This is a genomic window from Brevundimonas sp. ALps5 (assembly GCF_058681645.1).
The window spans coordinates 2,545,245-2,568,753 of record NZ_CM178744.1 but is presented as its reverse complement, the minus strand read 5'-3'; the positions used below and the strand labels follow the sequence as shown (position 1 = coordinate 2,568,753).

Here is a 23,509-nt window from a genome sequence, read left to right as displayed (position 1 = left end):
GCGGCATACGGACGGACTTGGCGAGGCCGCCAACCTTACCGATTGTTCATGCAGTGGCGAGCAGCGCCAACAGCGCAAAACTGGCCAGCCAGTGCTCGCCCATATAGTCGCCGGTCACCTGCGGCAGGGCCACCGCCAGATGGTCGTCGGCGGCCTTGAGCGCGATGGCCTTGCGGTCGTCCGCCAGAGCCGAAGCGATGCCCCGCCAGCACCAGGCCCGGCTCAGGTTCAGCCCGTCCAGATGGGCGATCTTGCCGTCCGACCGGTCGCTGACGCTGGCCGGGGCGAACAGGGTCGCGGGGCTCTGTTGCGCCAGATCGGGCAGGAAGGCGTCGAACCAGCCGGCGAACTCGGCCGGCGCCAGCACCCGCCGCATCAGCTCGGCCTCCATCAGGGCCGGCGACAGGAACTCGTCCTGCGACGGCTCCCAGGCCTGACAGCCCGCATCGGCCAGATGCCAGTCCCGCGCCTTGCCCTTGCACAGCTCAGCCAGTTCCGCGTCCTTCTCCGCCGCCGCATAGTCCAGCGCCAGGGTCAGGGCGAAGGCGGTGTTGTAATGGGTCCCGACCCGCACCGGATAGGTGGCCAGCGGCAGGAAGGCCTTGAACCGGTCAGCGAAGGCGTCGGCCAGCGGCTTCAGCCTCGCCGACCACCGCAGACCGTCCGCGTTGTCATGCCGCGTCAACTCGCCCGCCAGCATCAGCAGCCAGGCCCAGCCGTAGGGCCGTTCGAACCCGCGGCTGGATGGCTCGGCCAGATAGGCGACCTCAGCCTCGACATTGCGATCCGTGAACAGCTCGTCCGCCAGTTTCCGGATCGCCTCCGCCTCCGGAATCTCCGGATACAAGCGCAACACCGTGAACAGGGTCCACCAGCCGTGCACGCAGGAGTGCCAGTCGAAGCTGCCGAAGAAGATCGGATGCAGGGCGCGCGGCCCCTTCACCGCCTCCGGTCCGGTGATCACGTGATCCAGCTTGTTCGGATATTCCCGCGTCACATGGCCCAGGGCCGTGCGGGCGTACAAGCTGGCGGTTTCAGTCGTCAGTCGCGTCATCTCAGAACCGGAAGGCCAGGGCGTACATCAGGACGATATTGACCAGCAGCATCACCGCCGCCGTCGGCGCCTGGGCCCGGATCACCCCATTGAAGGCGGCATTGCGGTCGGGCAGGTCCAGCAGATTGGCCGGCACCACATTGAAGTTCGCCGCCATCGGCGTCAGCAGGGTCCCGCAGAAGCCGGCCAGCATGCCGATGGCGCAGACGATGGCCGGATCGCCGCCGAACTGATGCACCACCAGCGGCAGGCCGATCGCCGCCGTCATCACCGGGAAGGCCGCGAAGGCATTGCCCATGACGATGGTGAACAGCGCCATGCCTACGCAATAGGCGATCACGGCCAGCAGCGGCGTCGTCAGGGGGATGACCGCCGTCACCGCCTGCCCCACCACGTCCCCGACGTCGGACGCCAGAAACACCGCGCCCAGCGAGGCCAGCATCTGGGGCAGCAGGGCCGCCCAGCCGATGGAATCCATCAGCCGCCGCCCTTCCTGCGCCGGCGCGGAGACAGGCGGCCTAAGCCAGGCCACGGCGGCGAAGAAGGCGATCAGACAGCCGAGGCCCAGCGCGATCAGCGTCGTCTGGGTCGGGCCGATCAGCCACTTTCCGGCGTCGGTGTATTTGGCCGCCAGCGTCCCTCCGACCGCGACCACCGGAATGATCAGGGCGGGCAGGAACAGGGCGTTGCCGCGGCGCTCGGCTCGCTCGACACGCTCCTCCGGCCCGGTCGTGACAGGTTTGGCGACGCCCATCTTCCCCGTCGCCCCAATGGCCACGAGGGCCAGCACCAGAATGCCGTTGCCGAGCCCGCCCAGCTTGGCCCCGAACAGCATCGACACGGCGATCAGGCCCCAGAACAGGGTGTTGCGGATCCGGGTCGGATGGCTGCGGTCCAGCGCCGTCAGCACGCAGAAGGCCAGGAACATCAGCCCGACGAGGACATAGGCGTGGTCGAGGGTGATCATGCCGGATCTCCCTTCGCAGCAGCGGCCTTCAGGGTCCGGTCGAAGAACCACAGCCTGACGCCGTGCACCACGAAGGCCGCGACGGCCGTCGGGATGGCCCACAGCGACACATGCAGGGCCTCGACCTTGATCCCCGCCTGTTCGAGGAAACCGACGATCAGGACGATGGAGCCGATGGCGATGAAGATGTCCTCGCCGAAGAACAGGCCGACATTGTCCGTCGCCGCCGCCATGCCGCGAATGCGGAAGCGGGTCTCTTCCGATATCTCGCCCTGATCCCGCTCCGCCGCGCCCTCGGCCATGGGCGCGACCAGCGGCCGGACCATCTGCGGATGGCCGCCCAGCGAGACCAGCCCCAGAGCCGCCGTCGCCTGACGCAGCACCAGATAGACCAGCAGCAGCCGCCCGGCCGTCGCGGCCCGCACCCTGCCGATCAGCATCCGCGCCCGCTCCTGCAGCCCTTCGCGCTCCAGCAGCCCGATCACCGGCAGGATCAGCCAGGTGATGTGGAAGTAGCGGTTGTCGTTAAACGCCTTGCCGAACAGGGCCAGCGTATCGACCCCCGCCCGCCACAGTCCGGCCGCGTCGGCGCCCGCGACCACCGCCGCCAGCACCCCCGTCACCAGCGCCGCGACCACGATGGTCAGCAACGGATTGAGCCTCGCCGCGAACCCCGCGACCACGACCAGAATTCCGAGAAGGACGAGCAAGAAGTCTGTTCCTTTCCCTTCTCCCCTTGCGGGAGAAGGTGGCTCGCGGAGCGAGACGGATGAGGGGTCATGCCGGCGGCGAAAGTGAGCGCTCTCCCCCGACGTCAGACGTCAGCGAAACCCCTCATCCGTCGGCCTCCGGCCGCCACCTTCTCCCGCAAGGGGAGAAGGATCAAGCGACTCCGTACCCCCCGCCCCCAGGCGTCTCGATCACGAAGACATCGCCCGGCGCCATTTCGACCTCGGCCGTCGCGCCGAGGGTCTCGACCGTGCCGTCCGTCCGCTCAACCCGGTTGATCCCGACCTGACCCGGATCGCCGCCCACCGCCCCGAACGGCGGCACGCGCCGACGGTTCGACAGGATGCCCGCCGTCATCGGCTCGAGGAAGCGCACGCGCCGGACCGCCCCGTTGCCGCCGGTCGAGGCCCCGCTTCCGCCCGATCCGTGCCGGATGGAAAAGCCCTCCAGCAGCACCGGGAACCGCGTCTCCAGCACCTCCGGATCGGTCAGCCGGCTGTTGGTCATATGGGTCTGGACCGCCGAGGCCCCGTCGAAGCCCGGCCCGGCGCCAGAGCCCCCGGCGATGGTCTCATAGTACTGCCGCGTCGCGTCGCCGAAGGTGAAGTTGTTCATCGTCCCCTGACTGGCGGCCAGGACGCCCAGCGCGCCATAGAGGGCATCGACCACCGCCTGGCTGGTCTCGACATTGCCCGCCACCACCGCCGCCGGATACACGGGCGACAGCATCGACCCTTCCGGCACGATCAGGCTGATCGGCTTCAGACAGCCTTCGTTCAGCGGGATGGCGTCGTCCACCAGCGTCCGGAACACATACATCACCGCCGCCCGGGTGATGGAGCGCGGGGCATTGAAATTGGTGGGCCTCTGGGCGCTGGTGCCGGTGAAATCGACCCGCGCCGACCGCGTCTCCGCATTGACCGACACCCGAACCCGGATGATGGCGCCGTCATCCATCTCCAGCGCGAACTCTCCGCCGCCGAAGTCGGCCAGTACGCGCCGCACCGCCTCCTCGGCATTGTCCTGGACGTGCCCCATATAGGCCTCGACGGTGTCGCGCCCGAACTCGGCGACCATCCGCTCCAGCTCCTCGGCCCCACGCGCGCAGGCCGCGACCTGGCTCTTCAGATCAGCCAGGTTCATCTCGACATTGCGCGACGGCCAGGCGCCGGAACCGAACAGGGCCCGCGTCTCGGCCTCTCTCAGTTCGCCCTGATCGATCAGCAGGAAGTCGTCGATCAGCACCCCCTCTTCCTCCACCGACCGGCTGTTCGGCGGCATGGAGCCGGGCGTGATCCCGCCCACGTCCGAATGGTGCCCCCGCGCCGCGACGAAGAAGGCCGGCGCCGCATCGTCCGCCAGAAACACCGGCAGGATGACCGTGATGTCCGGCAAATGCGTCCCGCCGTTGTAGGGTGCGTTCAGCATATAGACGTCGCCGCGCCTCAGGCCCCGACCGTCCTTCGCGTCTCCGCGCGACCGCACCACCGCCGCGATGCTCTCCCCCATCGAGCCGAGATGCACCGGGATGTGCGGCGCATTGGCGATCAGGGCGCCCGTCCGGTCGAAGACGGCGCAGGAGAAGTCCAGCCGCTCCTTGATGTTCACCGAATAGGCCGTCGCCCTCAGCGCCTCGCCCATCTGCTCCGCCACCGCCATGAACCGGCTGTTGAACAGTTCCAGCAGGATCGGATCGGCCTCGGTCCCGAGCGCCGTCCGCTTCGCCAGGGCCTCCACCCGCGTCAGGATCAGATTGGCGCGCGCATCGACGCTGGCCCGCCAGCCGGGCTCGACCACCGTCGTGCCCGTGCTCTCCAGAATGATCGCCGGACCATCCACCGCGACGCCCGCCGCCAGCCCCTCGCGCCGGTAGATCGCCGCCTCGCGCATCGCCCCGGCCATCCAGACCGAAGCGATCTCGACCGGCTCCACCGATCCGCCTGCCCCGGTCGCCGCGACCGGCGCCTCCGCTCCCTCAGGTGGCGCCGACACCGCCTCCACCTGCAACGTTTCAACGATCAGATCGCGCTCGCCGACGAAGCCGAAACGCCGCCTGTGTTGATCCTGAAACGCGGCGTGCATCTCGACCGCCGGACCGAACGGCACGGTCAGGGGCGTATCGGTCCCCGCATATTTGACCTCAGCGCGCGCCAGCCGCGAGACCACGTCCCCACTCGCTCCCTGCCCCGCCAGCCCGGCCTCGGCCGCGACGCCCAGGGCCTCGACCCGCGCCGCCAGCTCCGCGTCCCGTTCGGGCGACAGCAGCGCCCCGACCGTCTCCTGTCGGATGGCCCGCACATCGGCCAGCCCCATCCCATAGGCCGACAGCACCCCGGCGAACGGATGCAGCAGCACCGTCGTCATCCCCAGGGCGTCCGCGACCAGACAGGCGTGCTGCCCGCCCGCCCCGCCGAAGCAGTTGAGCACATGGCGCGTCACGTCATGGCCACGCTGGATGGAGATGGTCTTGATCGCCTGCCCCATGGCCTGGACCGCGATGGCGATGAAGCCTTCCGCCAGGGCCTCCGGCGTCGTCGCCCGTCCGGTCGCCGCCTCGACCTCCGCCGCCAGCGCCTCGAACTTTAACCGCACCACCTCGGCGTCCAGCGGCTGGTCCGCGCCCGGGCCGAAGACGGCGGGGAAGAACTCGGGCCTCAGCTTGCCCAGCAGGACGTTGCAGTCGGTCACCGTCAGCGGCCCGCCGCGGCGATAGGCGGCCGGTCCCGGAACCGCCCCCGCGCTCTCCGGCCCGACCCTCAGCCGTGATCCGTCGAAGCGGCAGATCGAGCCCCCGCCCGCCGCCACCGTCTCGATCGACAGCATCGGCGCCCGCAAGCGCACTCCCGCGACCACGCTGTCCGAGGTCCGCTCATAGTCCCCGGCATAGTGGGAGACGTCGGTCGAGGTGCCGCCCATGTCGAAGCCGACGACATGGTCGAACCCGGCCTCGCGCGCGGTCGTGGCCATCCCGACCACCCCACCCGCCGGGCCCGACAGGATGGCGTCCTTGCCGCGAAACGCCTTGGCTCCCGTCAGCCCGCCGTTCGACTGCATGAACAGCAGCGGCGTCGCCTCCCCCAGATCGGCCCCGACCCGGTCGACATAGGCGCGCAGCACCGGCGACAGATAGGCGTCGGCCACCGTCGTATCGCCGCGCCCGATCAGCTTGATCAGGGCGCCGACGTCATGGCTGACCGAGACCTGTTCGAACCCGGCCTCACGCGCGATCTCCGCCAGCCGCTCCTCATGCGCCGTCCAGCGCCAGCCGTGGACCAGGACGATGGCCACGGCCGTCAGCCCCCTCGCCCGCGCCGCCGCGAAATCCGCCCGCGCCTTCGCCTCGTCCAGCGGCGTCAGGACATCGCCGTCCACCCCCACCCGCTCGGCGATCTCGACCACCCCGTCATAGAGCGGCGGATTGAGCACGATATGCCGCGCGAACAGCTCGGGCCGGCTCTGCCAGCCGATCCTAAGGGCGTCGCCGAAGCCTTGAGTGATCGCCAGCAGCGTCGGCTGACCCTTGCGTTCCAGAAGCGCATTGGTGGCGACCGTGGTCCCCATCCTGACCGCCTCGATCAGGCCCGGCGCGATGGGGCCAGGTCCCGCCCCGAGAAACCGCCGGATCCCCTCGACCGCCGCATCGGCATAGTGTTCGGGGTTCTCGCTCAGCAGTTTGGCGGTCTTCAGCGCCCCGCCCGGCGTCCGCGCCACGATGTCGGTGAAGGTGCCGCCCCGGTCGATCCAGAAGCGCCAGCCGGCGCTCGCTACAGCGTCTGAATCCATGGATGTGGTCATGCCCCGATTAGACGGGGCGGGCCGCGCTGGAGCAAGCCTCTTCTCCCTCGGGTATGGGGCGTGGGGTATGGGGTGTGGAGATCAGGTGAGCGTCACGAAGTCGGCTCGGTCAGCAGACCCGCCGGGATGCAAAGTCACACCCCACACCCCATACCCCACACCCTTCAAGGCGGGTCAGCGAACCAGCGTGAACCGCACCGGCGTCCCGACCTGCGCCGACGGCGCCAGCCACAGGTCGAACGCGCCCGGCTCGACGGTCGGCGTGCCTTCCGCCCCGATGAACTCCAGCTGTTCGCGGTTCAGGGTGAAGCGCACCGTCTCGGTCTCGCCGGCCGCCAGGGCGACCTTCCGGAAATCGCGCAGCCGCTGGCCCGGTTGGGTCAGGCTGGCGACCTTGTCGCCGATATAGAGCTGGACCGTCTCGACCACGGCGACCTCGCCGGCGTTGGTCACGTCCACCGAGACCTCCAGCGTCCCGTCCCAGGCCATCGTCGGGCTGGCGACCACCGGCGTCGCATAGCTCACCTTGCCGTAGGTCAGGCCATGGCCGAACGGATAGAGCGCCGTGTTCGTCGTCTCGCGATAGCGGGCGGTGTACTCCTCCGACGCCAGGTTCGGATTGGCCGGGCGGCCCGTCCGCTTGTGGTCGTAGGAGAAGGGCTGCTGGCCCGACCTGTGCGGGAAGCTGACCGGCAGGCGGCCCGCGGGTGAGTGATCGCCGAACAGGATGTCGGCGACGCTGTGGCCCATTTCCGAACCAAGGAACCAGGTCACCACGATGCCCTGCGCGTCCTTGACGGCGCCCGACAGCTCCAGCGCGCGGCCGTTGCGGATCAGGACCACGACCGGCTTGCCCGTGGCGGCGACGGCGGCGGCCAGGGTGCGCTGGATCTCGGGGATGGTGATCTCGGTGCGCGACTGGGCCTCGCCGGTGAAGCGCGAGCCTTCGCCGAGCGCCAGCACCACGACGTCGGCCTGACCGGCGGCCAGGACCGCATCGGCGATGCCGCCGTCCAGCGCCGTCTCGATGTCGCAGCCCTTGATCACCGTCAGGTCCGACGGCGTCTTCATCGCCGCGCGCAGACCGGCCTCGACCGAGATCCGATGCGTCTCGTCGCCCCAGATGGTCCAGGGGCCGAAGACGTCGAGGTCCGAGGCGAAGGGCCCGATCAGGGCGATCTTTTGCCCCTCGGTCTTCAGCGGCAGGACGTCGCCCTCGTTCTTCAGCAGGACGATCGACTCGCGTCCCGCCTCTCGCGCCAACTCATAGTGTTCGCGCGAACCGCAGATCGCCTTCTCGCGCCGGGCGTCCATACCGCGATAGGGATCGTCGAACAGGCCCAGCGCCGCCTTGGTGCGCAGCACCCGCCGCACCGCCTCGTCCACCCGGGCCATCGGCACATCGCCCTTGGCCACCAGATCCGGGATGTGGGCCATGTACAGGCCCGAGACCATGCTCATGTCGACGCCCGCCAGCAGGGCGACGCGCGCCGCGTCGCGACCGTCCTCGGCGAAGCCGTGGGCGATCAGCTCCTGTTCGGAGGTGTAGTCCGAGACCACAAAGCCCTCGAAGTCCCATTCGCCGCGCAGGACGTCGGTCAGCATCCGGTGGTTGCCCGAGGTCGGCACCCCGTTCAGGTCGTTGAAGGCGCTCATCACCGACAGGGCGCCGGCCTTCAGCGCGGCCTTGAACGGCGGCAGGAAGACGCCGCGCAGCGTCGCCTCCGACATGTCCGTGGTGTTGTACTCCATCCCTCCGATGGCGGCGGAATAGGCGACGAAATGCTTGGGCGTAGCCAGGAGGGCGTCGCGGTCGTTCAGCCCCTTCGTGCCCTGGATGCCGCGCACCCGGGCGGTGGCCAGAACCTCGTTCAGATGGACGTCCTCGCCCGCGCCCTCGACGACGCGGCCCCAGCGCTGGTCGCGGGCGACGTCGACCATGGGGGCATAGGTCTGGTGGATGGCCGAGACGGCGCCTTCCAGCGCCATGGCCCGCGCCGTGCGCTCGGCCAGGTCGGCGTCGAAGGCCGAGGCCTCGGCCAGGGGCACCGGGAAGACCGTATAGAGGCCGTGGATGATGTCGGCGGCGAACAGCAGGGGGATCTTCAGCCGCGTCTCTTCGACGGCGATGCGCTGGATGCGACGGCCCGCCTCCGCGCCGACCCCGTTGAACAGGGCGCCGCAGTGGCCCGCGCGGATGGCGTCATTGACCTTGGCCGGATCGCCCTGCCCGTCCAGCGGATTGACGTTCTGCGGCCGGAAGCGGAACGGATCGGCCAGCAGGTTCAGCTGCCCCGCCTTCTCCTCGATCGTCATCTGGGCGATCAGACCCTCGATCATGTCCGAGTGTTCCTCGACCGAACGCGCGGCTGTTTGCGCCTCCGCCTTGCGGGCGGAGAACAGGCCGGCGCCGAGGGCCGCGAGGATGGCGAGATTGGACATGGCGGTTCGGCGAGACATCTGGGCGGAGGAAGCTACTCCCGTTCGCGTCGGGGTGGCAGTCGTGATCATCGACATGGCGGACCTTTTCGTCAGGAGCAGGGCTTCCTAACGACCGCGAACCCGTCTGTCAGGTCACCGATCGTTTCGCCCCAAACGAATTGAGAGCGTTCACCCCCGGATCACATGCGGCACGAAGCGCGAGCCGTTGCGCGTGATCCGGCCGCGATCCTCTCTCAAGCCGATCCCGGCCGCTTCGTTCCCGACGACCCAGGAGCCGACGATGACATAGCGGTTGTCGTACTTCGGCGGGGCGTGCAGCGCCTGCCGGATCCAGGCCCCGTCGCCGTATCCGCCGTCCAGCACCGCCGACTTGCGCCCGTCCTTGACCAGTTCGACATTGGCCCCCTCGCGCGAGAACAGGGGCTTCCTGACATAGGACGAGCCCAGCCGCGTATGGGCCGGATCGTTCTCGAAATAGGCTTCCAGCAGGTTCGGATGCCCCGCGTGCCGCTCCCACAGCAGCGGCAATATGCCCTTGTTGGACAGCAGGGATTTCCACGCCGGCTCCAGCACCGTGATCTCCGCATTGGGCAGGGGCTCGGCATAGTCGTCGCGCAGCATCTCCTCCCACGGATAGAGCTTGAACATCGCTCCGATCTCATAGTTCTCGTGGTCGACGAACCGCCCGGCCTCGTTCAGCCCGATGTCGCCGATGGCCACGAACTGCGGATCCAGCCCGGCCTGTTTGGCCAGATCCTCCAGGAACAGCACCGTCTGCCGGTCCTCGACATAGTCGGGGACGGAGCTGAAATGCACGAAGCCGCCATCCGGGAAGATGGCGCGGAACCGCTCGACCAGCTTCTCGTGCAGGCCGTTGAACTGGTCCGTGTCCTCGGGGAAGACGCCCGCCGCGATCTGGTCCTCAAGCCAAAGCCACTGGAACACCGCCGTCTCGAACACCGAGGTCGGGGTGTCGGCGTTGTACTCATAGAGTTTGGCCGGACCCGTCCCGTCATAGGCGAAGTCGAACCGGCCATAGAGGGACGGCTCGTTCCGCTTCCAGCTGTCGGCGACATAGTCGCGCATGGCCTCGGGAATCTCGAGCTGGGTCATCAGCCGCTCGGACTGGACCGCCTCATCGACGAGATCCAGGCACATCGAATGCAGCTCTTCGGTCGGCGCCTCGATGCCCTCCTCGATCTCGGCCATCGAGAATTCATAGGCCGCGCCCTCGTCCCAGTACTGCTGGCCGTCGACGTGGTTCCAGGTGAACCCGACAGCCTCGGCCTTGGCCTGCCAGTCCGCGCGGGGGGAGAGTTTGATGCGTTGCATGCTTTTCCGTCTCCTCCCCACGTCGTGGGGAGGGGGACCGCGAAGCGGTGGAGGGGCTCTGCCCGCACGCGCGATCATGGGAGTTCAAGAACCCCTCCGTCACGACGCGAAGCCGCGCCGTGACACCTCCCCGTCGCGGCGCGACAGGGAGGAGACTTAACTCAAGCCTTGTCCTTCTCGACCGGCACGGACGTCTCGATCTGCGGCGTCACCACCTTGATGTCCTGCTGCGTCAGCCGCGCCAGCACGTCATCCGCGGACGCATGTCCGGGCAGGATCCCCGCGTCGCGCAGCTTGGCGTCGAGGTCGGCGCCGGTGCGCTTGTCTTCCAGCTCCTGACCGGCGCGCAGCTTCTCTTCGTTGACCGCCTGACGCTGCTTGATGCGTTGCAGGCTGTCCGCCGCCGAGCCGATGCGCGACTGGGCGCCCGCCGACTGCAGGGCCACCGAGGTCTGGGCGCGCTGGACGCTCTCATTGACCTTGACGATGTCGATCTCGCGCCGGAGCGTCTCGATCTTCTGGTCGGTCGAGGCGATGGCGGTGCGCAGCTTGGCCTCGGCGGCCTTCATGTTCTCGATCTGCGGACCGCGCGTCGAGATCTCGGTCTCCAGCTCGGCGATGCGGCCGGCGACTTCGCGCGCCAGATCGGTCTTGCCCTGACCGAGGGCGGCGCGGGCCGAGCTTTCGTATTTCGAGATCTGCTCGCCGAAGCTCTGCAGCTCGTTTTCAGCCATGCGGCGGCGCGCCACCAGACCGGCCAGGTCGTCGCGGGCCTTGCCCTGGGCATTATCGGCGTCGCGGATTTCCTGATCCAGGATCTTCAGCGCATTGGCGTCGACGATCGACTGGCCGGCGTCATGGGCCGTGCCGCGGAACAGGGCGGAGAGTTTGGAGAGCATGGACATCTGTAAGATCCGGTTCCGAAATCAGGCGTCGAAGGTTTCGCGCAGGGCCGTGGCGTCGATCGCGTTCTCGGCCAGGGTGCGCAGTTCGATCAATATGGTCTGAAGCGTCGTCTTGCACGACAGTTCGCCCATCAACTCATAGACATCTTCGCCGCCCACCGAGGTGATCGCGAAGTTCGACAGGGGCACGACCCGCTGGGCCTTGAGCAGGAATTCGTTGAACCGGGCCGGATCGGCCTGTTCGGACACGGGCCACAGCAGCACCGAGACCACGATCTGCGCGCCGCCGACCGATAGATAGATCGGCAGGTCGCCGTATTCATGCATGGTCACCAGCAGGACGGGCTCGGCGCCCTCCAGCACCCGCAGGGTCATTTCGCCCTCGCGGATCAGGCTTGAGGCGTCCAGTGCGGTCTTGATGGCCGGCACGGTCCAGGGGGTTTCGATCACGGCGTCCATTTGATGGTCGGCTCCAGGAATGAAGGCTTGGAAGTGAGCGGATCGTTGGCGGGGAGCAAGAGCAGGCGCCCGCGCCGAGTCCGTGACGATTGCGCGCACCGCCGCCTTCACATCGTCGCGCGCCGCCTGGGGAACCCAGAACTCGAGTTTGATCATCCCCGCCTCACGGCGCGCCTTCCGCCAGGCCCGGATACGATCCGTGGCTGCGTTCGGCGACAGGCTGTCGTCCTCGTCCGTCATGACGTTACATGTAACGCGTAACATGTACGCTTGACAAGAGGCGCGAGCGGAGTGATTTTTTGTCGCATGCACCCGCTTCAGACGCGTGACACACCGGATCGTGCAGGACACGCCCTCGCCGCCCGCGCGGATCGAGGCTAAGGACAGACCATGTTCAAGCGTCTCTTCGGCGGACAGGATGCACCGGCGGCGCCCGCCCTGGCCGTGGTGCGCAACATCACCATCGGCCGCACCGTCGCCCTGGACCCGCTGGCCTGGCGCCGGCTGGGCGACCAGACCAAATTCACCCTCGACCGCGACGTCCTCGACATCACGGCCCAGGGGACCATCACCCTCGACAGCGGCCAGTTCGTCCACCGGTTCTATACCGAGGACCATCTGATGCTTCAGGCCATGAGCGACGACGCGGCCGGGCTGGAGAGCTACGACTTCACCCTCTTCACGCCCTGGACTTCAGCGTACCCGGCCGGCGACCGCGAACGGCGCATCTGGAAGGACCGGCTGTCCGAGCCCGTCTTCCACGGCGCGGCCGAAAGCCTGCCCGACTATCCGCGCTTCTGGTTCACCGAGGCCGACGGCCGCCAGCCGCCCGTGACGCTATGGGAGACGGTCTGGGACGACCGCGCCGCCCGCGTCCCCTATTCCAAGATCTTCCAGACCTGCATGCTCTACGCGCGCGATCTGGATGACGGCCGCGAACTGATGCTGGCCCTGGAGATGCAGCCAGAGGACGCCCGGGGCAAACAGGGCGACCTCAGCCACGAAATCATGATCGGCATCCCTCTGGAGATGGCCGAGTTCCGCGCCTGACGCGCGCATTTGGGGAGACTGGAATGTTCGACTTCGACCGCTACGCCTTCATCCAGGGGGCGACCGCCTTCCTGATCGCCTTCGCCGCGGCGGGCGTCTTCACCGTCGCCTTCAAGCTGATCTACCAGTGGGTCACGCCCTATCACGAGCAGACCCTGATCCGCGAAGGCAACACGGCCGCCGCCATCTCGCTCGGCGGCGCCCTGATCGGCTATGTCCTGCCCCTCGCCTCGGCGCTGTCGCACACGGTGACCCTGCGCGAATTCGCCGCCTGGGCCCTGTTGGCCGCCATCATCCAGATCCTGGCCTTCGTCATCGTCAGCCGCCTCGTCTATCGCAAGATGGCCGAGCGCATCGAGGCGGGCGAGACCTCCGCCGCCGTCTATCTGGCCTCAATCTCCATCTGCATCGGGCTGCTCAACGCCGCCTGCATGACGGCGTAAGATCCATGACCGACAACACCACACCCAAACCCGTCGAGGAGCGCCCCGAGGAAGGGTCGCGCTCCATGCGCCGGCTGATGCGCTCGCGCAGCCTGCACGTCACCAGCCTGATGGCCACGGCCAGCTTCTCGCTCGCCGCCTGCGGGCAGCCCCAGCTGGCGGCGCCGGAACCCGATCCGGCCCCGGCCTATACTTCGCTGGCCGACTGCAAGGCCGCCAACGACGTCTCCGACGCCGAATGCGACACCGCATACAAGGCCGCCGACGATCAGGCGAAGGAGAACGGCCCCCGCTACGCCACCCAGGCCGAGTGCGAGGGCCAGTGGGGGCCGGAACAGTGCCGCCCGATCAACCACGGCGGCGGCTCCTTCTTCGGTCCGCTGGCGACCGGCTTCATCATCGGCCAGCTGATGAACGGCGGCGGCTATCGTGGCGGCGGCCCCCTGTATCGCGACCGCGACGGCCAGTACTCGAACGGCTACGGCGGCGGCTATCTCAGCCGCGACTACCGCACGGGCCGCACCGTCGCCAACCGCAACGACGTCGACGTCGCCCGTCAGGCCCCGTCCCGCGTCCAGAGCCGCACCACCGTCGTCTCCCGCGGCGGTTTCGGCGGCGGCGGCCGCAGTTTCGGGGGGTAGTCAATCCGCTCATCCCCGCGAAGGCGGGGACCCAGAGCGAAACAACGAAGGGCGGGCCTTACGGCCCGCCCTTTCCAATTGTTGTCCGTCATCCTCGGGCTCGTCCCGAGGATGAGGGGTTTGGTGTTGGAGAGTGGTTCAACCTCGCACTCCGGCGAACCCGATCCCCTTCCCGAACAGCGCCTTACGAGAAATCCGCCGCATTCGATCCGGCGCCCTCCCCGGCTGAGGTACACTTCCGCGCTCCGGTCTTTGACATTCCGCCCGCTCGCATGCGCACCGCACGCCCTCTGCACTCGAGTGCAATCCGGCGCCCGCCACCGCCCAAAACAAAAGCCGGGCAAGATCAGCACCCTGACGGCCGCCTCTCTCACCCGGCTTCAAGCCTTGCACTTTTTGCACCCGGTTTTTTTCGAGTGCAAAGACGGTTCAGATCAGTGGCTGGCGGCGCTCACGCCCGCAGCCGTGACCGGCTTCGTCCGCATGGCGGCGACGGCAAAGACCGTCAGCAGCACATAGCCGACCAGAGGCACGACGAAGGCGTGGTTCAGATTGCCCATGTCGGCGATCTGGCCAGCCAGCAGGGGCAGCAGCGCCCCGCCGATGATGCCGAAGACCAGCAGGCCCGAGGTCGCCGAGGCCGGGGCCGTCGAACGCTCCAGTGTCAGGGTGAAGATGGCCGGGAACATGATGGAGTTGAACAGGCCGATCGACAGGGCGGCGAAGGCCGCGGCCGCGCCGGTGCTCTGGAAGACCACGAAGCTCAGGATCGCCGCCGCCACCGTGCAGACGGTCAGCAGCAGGGCGGCCGGGGCGCGGGTCAACAGGGCGCTGCCCGCGAACCGGCCCATCAGGGCGCCGGCCCAGTAGAGGGCGACCAGACGGCCGGCGTCCTCGATCCGCAGACCCAGGGTGCCTTCCGAGTGGAGCAGGTTGGTCATCAGGCTGCCGATGGAGACCTCGGAGCCGACGTAGAGGAAGATGGCGCCGGCGCCGGCGATGGCCCAGGGCGAGGACAGGGCCTTGAACGGCGACTCGACGTGGCCCGACTCCTGACCCGGCGCCTTCAGGCGCGAGCGGATCAGCCAGATGAAGGCGCCCAGGGCGCCGAACAGGACGGCGAGGATGAAGAAGACCTGGTCGATGTTGCGCAGGGTCACGGCGCGCAGGGCCGGATCCAGCGTCGCGGCGGCCGGAGCGGCAGCGGCAGGGGCCAGATCGACGTTGGCCGCGGCGGCGGCGCCGGTGGCCTCCACCTGGCCGATGTAGTGCTGCAGGAAGACCAGCCAGCCGATGGCCAGACCCAGGGCCGCGCCGATGATCAGCCAGCTCTTGAACGAGCGCTTCAGCCCGCCGATCAGGCCGCCCGCCACGGCGCCGAGCACGAGGCCCAGACCCAGCAGGACAAGCCCTTCGAACGAGGCCAGCTCGGTCACGCCGCCGGCGACGAAGATGCCGCCCGACAGCATCACCGTCGCGCCCAGCAGCGGCCCGACGACGGTGCCCAGGGAGTTGAAGGCCTGGGAGAAGACGAGGCGGAAGTGCGACTTGCCCGCCGAGCCCAGCGAGGCCGCCAGCGGGTTGGCCGCGACCTGAAGCAGGGTCACCCCGCCGCCGATCACGAACAGGGCGATCAGCACGCCCGGATAGAAGTTCATCAGGGTCGACAGGGGCACGATCAGGGCGCCCAGGACCATGACGCCCAGGGCGCTGACGATCGACCGGGCATAGCCCAGCTTCGACAGGACGGCGGCGGCCGGCAGGGAGAAGACGCCATAGGCGGTGAACCAGGCGAACTGGGTCAGCAGGGCTTCGGTGAAGCTCAGCTCGAACACCCCGCGCACCGCCGCGATCAGCGGATCGACCAGGGAGGTGGCGAAGCCCCAGGCGAAGAAGAGGGTGGTCACATAGGCGAAGGCGAGGCCTGCGCCCTTGGGGGCTGCGGTGTCGGTGACGTCTGACTGGCTCATGAGGTCCTGTGCGGTTCCCGGGCGGCCCCTGCGGCGACGGCGCCGCGCGGCTCTTGGATACCGCCTTGCTTCCACGGACAGGGGCGTATGGTCCAGCCCCTTAAGCCCCGCCGTAACGAAAAGTGGCCCCGCGGGCGCGCCGCGGGGCCACATTCCTTGTCGTCTCCGCCCTTGGGGCGGGGGCGACCTGTTCGCGTCTCACACCACGAACAGATCCCCTATAACACCGTTTCGGACCTAGAATGTGGCCTTCACGGTGGCGAAGACGCGGCCATCGCTGATCGGAACGGCCGGGTTGTCGACGTCGGTGTCGGTGTAGCGAACGTCCAGCGACAGCGGGGTGCCGGCGAAGGCGTAGGTGGCGCCCAGGTTCCAGGTCGCATAGTCGTCCGAGACGCTCAGCCACTGCTCGCCCACGGCGCCCGAGACCGACAGGCCGGTGACCGGGGTGGCGTAGGAGGCGTTCAGCTCAGCGTAGGTCGCTGCCTTGTCCGCGCCGAAGAAGTCCGGCGAGAAGTAGATGGCGGCGCCGGCGGTCACGGGACCGATGGCGCGCGAACCGGCGGCCTTCAGCTCGACGTAGTCGTAGTCCTGGTTCGCGCCCGGGGCGTAGAGGTAGGTGATCAGACCCACATCCCAGCTGTAGCCCTTGGTCTCGCCGCGGAAGCCGCCGTAGACGTCAATCTCGGCTTCGGTGTTGTCGCCGAAGTCGACGTTCGAGGCCCAGACGCCAGCGTAGAAGCTGGAGCCGACGGTGACGTCGACGCCGCCCTGGACGGCCGGATCTTCATTGGACTGGCTGAAGCCGCGGAAGACGTAGTCGCTGGTGACGGCGATGTTGGCGGTGACGGCGACGTCCTGGGCCGAGGCGGCGCCGGCGGAGGCCATCAGGGCCAGGGCGGCGGCCCCGGCGAGGGCGGAGGCGGTGAGCAGTTTCATGGGTATCCCCTTCCAGTGGGTTTGTGAGAGCCGGCCGGCGGATGAGAGAGCTCCGGAGCTCCGGTCGGTTGCAGTCTTGGTGGTCTGTTCGTCGTTGAGGTGGTGCGCGGGATGCGTTTCCAGCCGCATCCCGCGCGGTAGGCGTCTTAGCTGTGCTCCAGCGATTCGCCGTGCAGCACGGTGTCCAGACCTTCGGCTTCTTCAGCATCCGAGACCCGCAGGCCGGTGGTGAACTTGCAGATGATCAGGATGACCAGGGTGCCGATCGCCGAGTAGGCGATGGTCCAGGCCAGGCCGAGGGCCTGGGCGCCGATGTTGGCGCCTTCCGACAGGCTGTTGATCGCGGTCGAGGCGAACACGCCGGTCAGCAGGGCGCCGAGCAGACCGCCGGCGCCGTGGATGCCGAAGGCGTCCAGGGAGTCGTCGTAGCGCAGCAGCTTCTTGATCCAGACCGAGGAGATATAGCAGACCGGACCGGCGATCAGGCCGATGATGACCGCGCCCTTGGGATCGACGAAGCCGGCGGCCGGGGTGATGGCGACCAGACCGGCGACGATGCCGGACAGCATGCCGATCAGCGACGGCTTCCGCTTGTGCATGACCTCGATGATCTTCCAGGTCAGGGCGGCGGCGGCGGCGGCGGCGATGGTGTTGAACAGGGCCACGCCCATCAGGCCGTTGGCGGCGCCGGCGGAACCGGCGTTGAAGCCGATCCAGCCCACGAGCAGCAGCGAGGCGCCGATCATGGTCAGGACGGGGTTGTGGGGGTTGATCGGCTCGACGCCATAGCCCTTGCGACGGCCCAGGAAGAGGGCGCAGACCAGACCGGCGACACCGGAGTTGACGTGAACGACCGCGCCGCCGGCGAAGTCCAGCACGCCGGCCGAACCGAGGAAGCCGCCACCCCAGACCCAGTGACAGATCGGGGAGTAGATGAGCAGCGACCACAGCGCCGTGAACAGCAGCAGGGCCGAGTACTTGAAGCGCTCGGCGAAGGCGCCGGTGATCAGGGCCGGGGTGATGATGGCGAAGGTCATCTGGAACGTCAGGAAGACGAACTCCGGGATGCCCGGCAGCAGGCTGTGGGCGGTCTCGAGCGTCACGCCGTTCAGGAACAGGCTGTCGAGGCTGCCGATGTAGTTGTTCAGGGTCGGGTCCGGGTTCTTGCCGAAGGCCAGGGAATAGCCAGCGATGAACCAGACCATGGTCACGACGGCGAAGACGCCGACCGACTGGGTGATGGTGGCGATGACGTTCTTGCGGCGCACCATGCCGCCGTAGAAGAGGGCCAGGCCCGGCAGGGTCATCAGCAGGACCAGGGCGGCCGAGGTGGCCAGCCAGGCGGTGTCCGCGCCGTTCAGATCAAGCGCGGCCTGGTGAGCCAGCAGGACCGGCGCGGGAGCCGCGGCCTCCTGCGCGAAGGCGCCGCCCGCGTAGAACAGCACGGCGGTCAATACCAGCAGGGCAAGGATGCCCGGAAGTCGATTCAGTACCTGTGACATTTGCGTTGTAGCCCCTCTGCAATCTCGCAACTGCGAGGTAACCATCGCAAAACGGACATATGCAAGAGGGTTTGCCGTGGTCGGCGCAATTTTCGTGCTGGCGTATTATTTCAGCACGGCCCTCTTGAGGAATATTGCCGGAAAGAGGCACGAATTCGGAAATTCATACCTCTTTCGCAAATGCTAACGAAAAGCTTAACCCCAGTGCATCTGCACACGGTGGGCAGCGGCCCAGTGGATGGCGCGGATGGCGTCGATGATCGCCTCTCCCGCGGCGCGTGTGCCCAATTCGCCACCCAGGTCGGCCGTGGTGGCCCCGGCGGCCAGGACGGCGGCAACCGCGGCCTCGATCGAACCGGCTTCGTCCTCCAGTCCCAGACCGTGGCGCAGCAGCATGGCGGCCGACAGAATCGTCCCGACCGGGTTGGCCAGATCCTTGCCGGCGATGTCCGGCGCCGAACCGTGAATCGGTTCGAACAGGCCCGGCCCGCCCGATCCCAGCGAGGCCGACGGCAGCAGGCCGATGGAGCCGCCCAGCACCGAAATCTCGTCCGACAGGATGTCGCCGAACATGTTCTCGGTCAGGATGACGTCATAGTCGCGCGGCCGCTGGATCAGGTGCATGGCCATCGAATCGACCAGGGCGTGCTTGAGCTCGACCTGGGGGAACTCCTCGGCGTGGATGCGGGTCACGACCTCGCGCCACAGGCGGCTGGTCTCCATGACATTGGCCTTGTCGACCGAGGTGACCTTGCCGCGACGCTGGATGGCGATCTTGAAGGCCGCGCGCGAGACCCGTTCGATCTCCTCGATCGAGTAGGAACAGACGTCATAGGCGGAGCCGTCGTCATTGCGCCCCTTGTCGCCGAAATAGACGCCGCCGGTCAGCTCACGGAAGACGATCAGGTCGACGCCCTCGACGATCTCCTTCTTCAGCGGCGAACGGTGGGCCATGACCGGCGAGACCTGCAGCGGGCGCAGGTTGGCGTACAGGCCCATGGCCTTGCGCAAGCCCAGCAGCCCCTGCTCAGGCCGCAGCTTCTGGCCGTCCCACTTCGGCCCGCCGACGGCGCCCAGCAGCACCCCGTCCGAGGCCAGGCAGGCGTCGATGGTGTCCTGCGGCAGCGGATTCTCGACCGCGTCGATCCCGGCCCCGCCGATCAGGTGTTCGGAGAACTGGAAGTCGTGGTCGTAGAAGTCGCCGATCACCTGCAGCACCGCCTTGGTCGCGGCGATGACCTCGGGGCCGACGCCGTCGCCGGGCAGCAGGGCGATCTTCCAGGTTTTGGGCGTGGGCATCAGACGGTTTCCGTTTGGGTCCGGGCGTCGTGGACGCCTTCGAAGGCTTCGATATCAGGCAGCTTGTTCTGCAGCCAGCCGAGGGTGTCGACGCCGTCCAGCAGGCACTGGCGGGCGAAGGCCTCGACGGCGAAGGTCACGGGGGCATGGTTGCCGCGCCGCACCTCATTGGTCTCCAGGTCGATGGTCACCGGCTGTTCCGGATGGGCCACCAGATCGTCCCAGGTCGCCTGATCGACGACGATGGGCAGCAGGCCGTTCTTCAGGGCGTTGGAGGTGAAGATATCGGCGATCCCGGTCGAGATCACCGCCCGGAAGCCGTAGTCGTACAAGGCCCAGGGCGCATGCTCGCGCGACGAGCCGCAGCCGAAATTGTCGCCCGCGACCAGGATGCGGTGCTCGGCCGGGTCGATGCGATTGAGCACGGCCTCGGGCCGGGCCGAGCCGTCGGCTTCATAGCGCCAGTCGTAGAAGGCCTTGGCCCCCAGCCCCGTCGTCTCCGTCGTGGTCAGGAAGCGGGCCGGGATGATCTGGTCGGTGTCGATATTGGCCTGGGTCAGGACCAGCGACCGCGATGTGAAGACTCTGATCGGCTCAGGCATCGGCCGCCTCCGTCAGATAGACGCGCGGATCGGTCAGGACACCGGCGATGGCGCTGGCCGCGGCGGTCGCCGGGCTGGCCAGGATGGTGCGGGCGCCCTTGCCCTGACGGCCTTCGAAATTGCGGTTGGAGGTCGAGACCGCCAGCTGGCCCGGTCCGACCGTGTCGCCGTTCATGGCGATGCACATCGAACAGCCGGGCAGGCGCCATTCGGCCCCGGCGGCGATGAAGATCTGGTCCAGCCCCTCGGCCTCGGCGTCGCGGCGCACGGCTTCCGAGCCCGGGACCACCAGCATGCGGACGCCGTCCTTGACCTTGCGGCCCTTGAGCACCTCGGCGGCGGCGCGCAGGTCGGGCAGGCGGCCGTTGGTGCAGGAGCCGACGAAGACGACGTCGACGGCCTGGGTGGTCGTGGTCTGCCCGGCCTCGAAACCCATATAGGCGATGGCCTTGCGGTCGCTGTCGGACTGCGGCTCAGGGACCTTCGAGCCGATGGGGGCGCCGGCGTCCGGCGTCGTGCCCCAGGTCGCCATCGGACGGATGGCCGCGCCGTCCAGCACGACCTCCTTATCGAACACCGCGCCGGGGTCCGAGGCCAGCCTCAGCCATTCGGCGGCGGCGGCTTCGTAGGCGGCGCCTTGCGGAACCTTGCGGCGACCGCGCAGCCAATCGATGGTCTTCTGGTCCGGGGCGATCATGCCCGCCCGGGCGCCGGCCTCGATGGACATGTTGCACAGGGTCATCCGCCCTTCCATGTCCAGCGACCGCACCGCCTCGCCCGCATATTCGATGACGTAGCCGGTGCCGCCGCCGAAGCCGAGCGCGGCAATCACGGCCAGGGCCACGTCCTTGCCCGAGACGCCGGGCTGCAGTTCGCCGTCGACGGTGACGCGCAGGGTCTTCGAGGTCCGCTGCAGCAGGCACTGGGTCGCCAGCACATGGCCGACCTCGGAGGTGCCGATGCCGAAGGCCAGGGCTCCGAAGGCCCCGTGGGTCGCCGTATGGCTGTCGCCGCAGACCACGGTCATGCCCGGCTGGGTCAGGCCCAGCTCCGGCCCCAGGACGTGAACGACGCCGCGCGCATCCGAATCCCAGCCCGCCAGCTCGACGCCGTGGGCCGCACAGTTCTTCTCCAGCCGCGCCACCTGATCGCGCGCCTCGGCGGTGACATAGGGGCGTTGGCCATTCACGGCGGGCAGGGTCGGGGTCGAGTGGTCGAGCGTCGCGAAGGTGCGATCGGGCCGGCGGACCTTCAGCCCCCGGCTCTCGATTTCGCTGAAGGCCTGGGGGCTGGTGACCTCATGGACCAGATGCAGGTCGATATACAGAACGCCGGGCGTGGCCTCGGTTTCCGGCACCACCAGATGCCGGTCCCAGACCTTCTCATACAATGTACGCGGTACGCTCATCGGTCAGGCGGCCTCGAAGCGAAAGGCGCTGTCGTTCGAGACGCGGCGCGCCCCGACCAGACGGTCGATCTGCTGGCCCAGATTGACGATCGACCGGCCCGCGTCGCGGCCGCGCACGGTCAGGGCGATGCGCAGGGCGGCCCCTTCGGTGGCCATGTCCATGGCGTCGATGTGGAAGCCGCGCCGCTCCACCAGACCGATGAGACGCTGCAGGGCGCCGTCGGCGCGGTCGATCAGGATATGGATGGTGTCGCTCATCGTGAGCCCTCCAGCATTTCACCGTTGTTCTTGCCCGGGGGAACCAGGGGCCAGACGTTGTCGGCGGGATCGATAATGACGTGGGCCAGGATCGGCCCTTCGGCGGCCAGCAGCCGGTCGATGCCGGCCGAGACCTGATCGCGGCGGTCGATGCGGAAGGCCGGAATGCCGAAGGCCTCGGCGACCTTCACGAAGTCCGGATTGTCCGACAGATCGACCTCGGAGAAGTTCCGCTCGAAGAAGAACTCCTGCCACTGGCGCACCATGCCCAGACGCGAGTTGTCCAGCAGGATGATCTTCAGCGGGATCTTGAAGCGGTTGACGGTCGCCAGCTCCTGGATGTTCATCATCACCCCGCCGTCGCCGGTGATGGTGACGACGCAGGAGTCCGGCTCGGCCAGTTTGGCGCCGATGCCCGCGGGCAGGCCGAAACCCATCGAGCCCAAACCGCCCGAGGTGATGTGGGCCTGGGGCCGCGAGAACTCGCAGTACTGGGCGACCCACATCTGGTGCTGGCCGACGTCGCAGGCGGCGATGAAGTTGGGCCCGGCCTTCTTCGACAACTCGTTCAGCAGCTGCGGCGCGAAGACCCCCTCGCCCGGCGCATTATAGTCGAAGGCGGTCTCGGCCGAGCGGGCGCGCCACTGGTCCGCCCAGCCGGAGACGTCGATCGGGGCGCCACGCGCCAGCCGGGCGTTCAGGGCTTCCAGATTGGGCTTCAGGTCGCCGGTGACGCCGACGGCGACCGGGCGCAGCTTGCCGATCTCCGACGGGTCGATGTCGAAGTGGACGACGCCGGCGTGGGGCGCGAACTCGGTCAGCTTGCCGGTGGCGCGGTCATCGAAACGGGCGCCGACGACGATCAGCAGGTCCGAGTCCTGAACCGCTTCGTTCGCGGCGCGGGTTCCGTGCATGCCCAGCATGCCCAGGAAGTTGTCCTGACCGGTCGGGATGGTGCCCAGGGCGTTCAGGGTCGAGACCTGCGGGATGCCGGTCATGGCCGCGAAGTCGCGAACGGCCTCGACCGCGCCCGAAATCTTGGCCCCGCCGCCGATGTAGAGGATCGGCTTCTTCGCCGCGCGGATGGCGGCTTCCGCCTCGGCGATGATCGAGGCCTCGGCGACATCGATCTCGTTCGACAGATGGATGCCGCGCGGGGCGTCAGTCATCTCGAACTGGACGTCCTTGGGCAGGTCGATCAGGACCGGCCCAGGGCGGCCCGAGCGGGCGATGTGGAAGGCCTCCTCGATCACCGCCGGAATGTCGGCGGCGCTGCGGACCAGATAGGAGTGCTTCACGATCGGCAGGGTGACGCCCAGGATGTCGACCTCCTGGAAGGCGTCCATGCCCATGACGCCCTGGGCCACATTGCCCGTGATGCAGACCATGGGGATGGAATCCAGCATGGCGTTGGCGATGCCGGTGACCAGATTGGTCGCGCCCGGCCCCGAGGTGGCCATACAGACCCCGACCTTGCCCGAGACCCGCGCATAGGAGTCGGCCGCGAAGGCCGCGCCCTGTTCGTGACGGCACAGGTAGTGGCGCAGCTTCGACCCGGCGATGGCGTCGTAGATGGGCATGATGGCGCCGCCGGGATAGCCGAACAGCACCTCGACCCCCAGCTTCTCGAGCGTGGAGACCACCAGACGCGCACCCGACTGGGGTTCGGTCTCGGCGGAGGGCTTTATGGCTGTAGCGGCGGCGCTCATCGGTT

The 23,509-nt window shown here is 68.2% G+C and carries 19 protein-coding genes; 3 read left to right on the top strand and 16 right to left on the bottom strand.

The features are described 5' to 3' along the window. Nucleotides 1–46: 46 nt before the first annotated feature. The 8 genes from ACW172_RS12370 to ACW172_RS12335 form a co-directional block, all read right to left on the bottom strand. Nucleotides 47–1,054 (bottom strand): DUF2891 domain-containing protein, encoded by a 1,008-nt coding sequence (locus ACW172_RS12370; protein ID WP_492031743.1) that lies wholly within the window; start codon nucleotides 1,052–1,054, stop codon nucleotides 47–49. 1 nt (nucleotide 1,055) lies between these two features. Further along, on the bottom strand, nucleotides 1,056–2,021 hold the full coding sequence (locus ACW172_RS12365) for a DUF979 domain-containing protein (protein ID WP_492031742.1): 966 nt from the start codon (nucleotides 2,019–2,021) through the stop codon (nucleotides 1,056–1,058). Continuing rightward, the gene (locus ACW172_RS12360; protein WP_492031741.1) at nucleotides 2,018–2,731 is read right to left on the bottom strand and encodes a DUF969 domain-containing protein; all 714 of its coding nucleotides are present in this window, start codon (nucleotides 2,729–2,731) and stop codon (nucleotides 2,018–2,020) included. The genes ACW172_RS12365 and ACW172_RS12360 overlap by 4 nt, the downstream gene beginning before the upstream one ends. Nucleotides 2,732–2,903: 172 nt before the next feature. Beyond that, nucleotides 2,904–6,533 (bottom strand): hydantoinase B/oxoprolinase family protein, encoded by a 3,630-nt coding sequence (locus ACW172_RS12355; RefSeq protein ID WP_492031740.1) that lies wholly within the window; start codon nucleotides 6,531–6,533, stop codon nucleotides 2,904–2,906. 186 nt (nucleotides 6,534–6,719) lie between these two features. Further along, entirely contained in the window at nucleotides 6,720–8,987 is a 2,268-nt protein-coding gene (locus ACW172_RS12350; protein WP_492031739.1) for a glycoside hydrolase family 3 N-terminal domain-containing protein, read from the bottom strand. Between the two features lie 168 nt (nucleotides 8,988–9,155). Next, nucleotides 9,156–10,319 carry a glutathionylspermidine synthase family protein gene (locus ACW172_RS12345; RefSeq protein WP_492031738.1) on the bottom strand — a complete coding sequence of 388 codons (1,164 nt, stop codon included), beginning with the start codon at nucleotides 10,317–10,319 and terminating at the stop codon, nucleotides 9,156–9,158. 161 nt (nucleotides 10,320–10,480) lie between these two features. Further along, nucleotides 10,481–11,224, bottom strand: coding sequence for a PspA/IM30 family protein (locus tag ACW172_RS12340; protein WP_492031737.1), 744 nt, complete (start codon nucleotides 11,222–11,224; stop codon nucleotides 10,481–10,483). 21 nt (nucleotides 11,225–11,245) lie between these two features. Then, nucleotides 11,246–11,923 (bottom strand): YjfI family protein, encoded by a 678-nt coding sequence (locus tag ACW172_RS12335; protein WP_492031736.1) that lies wholly within the window; start codon nucleotides 11,921–11,923, stop codon nucleotides 11,246–11,248. Nucleotides 11,924–12,073: 150 nt separating this feature from the next. Here ACW172_RS12335 and ACW172_RS12330 point away from each other — a divergent pair, with 150 nt between their 5' ends. Genes ACW172_RS12330 through ACW172_RS12320 form a run of 3 tightly spaced genes read left to right on the top strand, consistent with a single transcriptional unit; the run spans nucleotide 12,074 to nucleotide 13,817 of the window. Continuing rightward, nucleotides 12,074–12,733: a DUF2491 family protein gene (locus ACW172_RS12330; protein WP_492031735.1), complete on the top strand. Its 660-nt coding sequence runs from the start codon at nucleotides 12,074–12,076 to the stop codon at nucleotides 12,731–12,733. A gap of 23 nt (nucleotides 12,734–12,756) precedes the next feature. Continuing rightward, nucleotides 12,757–13,176, top strand: a complete 420-nt coding sequence (locus ACW172_RS12325) for a DUF350 domain-containing protein (protein WP_492031734.1) — start codon at nucleotides 12,757–12,759, stop codon at nucleotides 13,174–13,176. 5 nt (nucleotides 13,177–13,181) lie between these two features. Further along, nucleotides 13,182–13,817 carry a DUF1190 domain-containing protein gene (locus ACW172_RS12320; protein ID WP_492031733.1) on the top strand — a complete coding sequence of 212 codons (636 nt, stop codon included), beginning with the start codon at nucleotides 13,182–13,184 and terminating at the stop codon, nucleotides 13,815–13,817. 434 nt (nucleotides 13,818–14,251) lie between these two features. Here ACW172_RS12320 and ACW172_RS12315 read toward each other — a convergent pair whose 3' ends face one another. The 8 genes from ACW172_RS12315 to ilvG all read right to left on the bottom strand — a co-directional run bounded on the left by ACW172_RS12315 (nucleotide 14,252) and on the right by ilvG (nucleotide 23,504). Continuing rightward, nucleotides 14,252–15,787 carry an MFS transporter gene (locus ACW172_RS12315; RefSeq protein WP_492031732.1) on the bottom strand — a complete coding sequence of 512 codons (1,536 nt, stop codon included), beginning with the start codon at nucleotides 15,785–15,787 and terminating at the stop codon, nucleotides 14,252–14,254. A gap of 237 nt (nucleotides 15,788–16,024) precedes the next feature. Then, nucleotides 16,025–16,726 (bottom strand): TorF family putative porin, encoded by a 702-nt coding sequence (locus tag ACW172_RS12310; protein ID WP_492031731.1) that lies wholly within the window; start codon nucleotides 16,724–16,726, stop codon nucleotides 16,025–16,027. Nucleotides 16,727–16,872: 146 nt separating this feature from the next. Continuing rightward, nucleotides 16,873–18,228 (bottom strand): ammonium transporter, encoded by a 1,356-nt coding sequence (locus ACW172_RS12305; RefSeq protein ID WP_492031730.1) that lies wholly within the window; start codon nucleotides 18,226–18,228, stop codon nucleotides 16,873–16,875. A gap of 195 nt (nucleotides 18,229–18,423) precedes the next feature. Beyond that, nucleotides 18,424–19,527 (bottom strand): 3-isopropylmalate dehydrogenase, encoded by a 1,104-nt coding sequence (gene leuB / locus ACW172_RS12300; RefSeq protein ID WP_492031729.1) that lies wholly within the window; start codon nucleotides 19,525–19,527, stop codon nucleotides 18,424–18,426. After that, on the bottom strand, nucleotides 19,527–20,129 hold the full coding sequence (gene leuD, locus ACW172_RS12295) for a 3-isopropylmalate dehydratase small subunit (protein WP_492031728.1): 603 nt from the start codon (nucleotides 20,127–20,129) through the stop codon (nucleotides 19,527–19,529). Before leuD ends, leuB begins: the two co-directional genes overlap by 1 nt. Further along, the gene (gene leuC / locus ACW172_RS12290) at nucleotides 20,122–21,537 is read right to left on the bottom strand and encodes a 3-isopropylmalate dehydratase large subunit (protein WP_492031727.1); all 1,416 of its coding nucleotides are present in this window, start codon (nucleotides 21,535–21,537) and stop codon (nucleotides 20,122–20,124) included. Before leuC ends, leuD begins: the two co-directional genes overlap by 8 nt. 3 nt (nucleotides 21,538–21,540) lie before the next feature. Next, nucleotides 21,541–21,795 (bottom strand): ACT domain-containing protein, encoded by a 255-nt coding sequence (locus ACW172_RS12285; protein ID WP_492031726.1) that lies wholly within the window; start codon nucleotides 21,793–21,795, stop codon nucleotides 21,541–21,543. Beyond that, nucleotides 21,792–23,504, bottom strand: coding sequence for an acetolactate synthase 2 catalytic subunit (ilvG, locus tag ACW172_RS12280; RefSeq protein ID WP_492031725.1), 1,713 nt, complete (start codon nucleotides 23,502–23,504; stop codon nucleotides 21,792–21,794). Before ilvG ends, ACW172_RS12285 begins: the two co-directional genes overlap by 4 nt. Between the last annotated feature and the right edge of the window lie 5 nt (nucleotides 23,505–23,509).

Excerpts from the sequence above, each read along its gene's own strand:
- ACW172_RS12370 (WP_492031743.1), bottom strand. The coding sequence starts at position 1,054 with ATGACGCGACTGACGACTGAAACCGCCAGCTTGTACGCCCGCACGGCC.
- ACW172_RS12365 (WP_492031742.1), bottom strand. The coding sequence starts at position 2,021 with ATGATCACCCTCGACCACGCCTATGTCCTCGTCGGGCTGATGTTCCTG.
- ACW172_RS12355 (WP_492031740.1), bottom strand. The coding sequence starts at position 6,533 with ATGGATTCAGACGCTGTAGCGAGCGCCGGCTGGCGCTTCTGGATCGAC.
- ACW172_RS12350 (WP_492031739.1), bottom strand. The coding sequence starts at position 8,987 with ATGTCCAATCTCGCCATCCTCGCGGCCCTCGGCGCCGGCCTGTTCTCC.
- ACW172_RS12345 (WP_492031738.1), bottom strand. The coding sequence starts at position 10,319 with ATGCAACGCATCAAACTCTCCCCCCGCGCGGACTGGCAGGCCAAGGCC.
- ACW172_RS12340 (WP_492031737.1), bottom strand. The coding sequence starts at position 11,224 with ATGTCCATGCTCTCCAAACTCTCCGCCCTGTTCCGCGGCACGGCCCAT.
- ACW172_RS12335 (WP_492031736.1), bottom strand. The coding sequence starts at position 11,923 with ATGACGGACGAGGACGACAGCCTGTCGCCGAACGCAGCCACGGATCGT.
- ACW172_RS12330 (WP_492031735.1), top strand. The coding sequence starts at position 12,074 with ATGTTCAAGCGTCTCTTCGGCGGACAGGATGCACCGGCGGCGCCCGCC.
- ACW172_RS12325 (WP_492031734.1), top strand. The coding sequence starts at position 12,757 with ATGTTCGACTTCGACCGCTACGCCTTCATCCAGGGGGCGACCGCCTTC.
- ACW172_RS12320 (WP_492031733.1), top strand. The coding sequence starts at position 13,182 with ATGACCGACAACACCACACCCAAACCCGTCGAGGAGCGCCCCGAGGAA.
- ACW172_RS12315 (WP_492031732.1), bottom strand. The coding sequence starts at position 15,787 with ATGAGCCAGTCAGACGTCACCGACACCGCAGCCCCCAAGGGCGCAGGC.
- ACW172_RS12310 (WP_492031731.1), bottom strand. The coding sequence starts at position 16,726 with ATGAAACTGCTCACCGCCTCCGCCCTCGCCGGGGCCGCCGCCCTGGCC.
- ACW172_RS12305 (WP_492031730.1), bottom strand. The coding sequence starts at position 18,228 with ATGTCACAGGTACTGAATCGACTTCCGGGCATCCTTGCCCTGCTGGTA.
- leuB (WP_492031729.1), bottom strand. The coding sequence starts at position 19,527 with ATGCCCACGCCCAAAACCTGGAAGATCGCCCTGCTGCCCGGCGACGGC.
- leuD (WP_492031728.1), bottom strand. The coding sequence starts at position 20,129 with ATGCCTGAGCCGATCAGAGTCTTCACATCGCGGTCGCTGGTCCTGACC.
- leuC (WP_492031727.1), bottom strand. The coding sequence starts at position 21,537 with ATGAGCGTACCGCGTACATTGTATGAGAAGGTCTGGGACCGGCATCTG.
- ACW172_RS12285 (WP_492031726.1), bottom strand. The coding sequence starts at position 21,795 with ATGAGCGACACCATCCATATCCTGATCGACCGCGCCGACGGCGCCCTG.
- ilvG (WP_492031725.1), bottom strand. The coding sequence starts at position 23,504 with ATGAGCGCCGCCGCTACAGCCATAAAGCCCTCCGCCGAGACCGAACCC.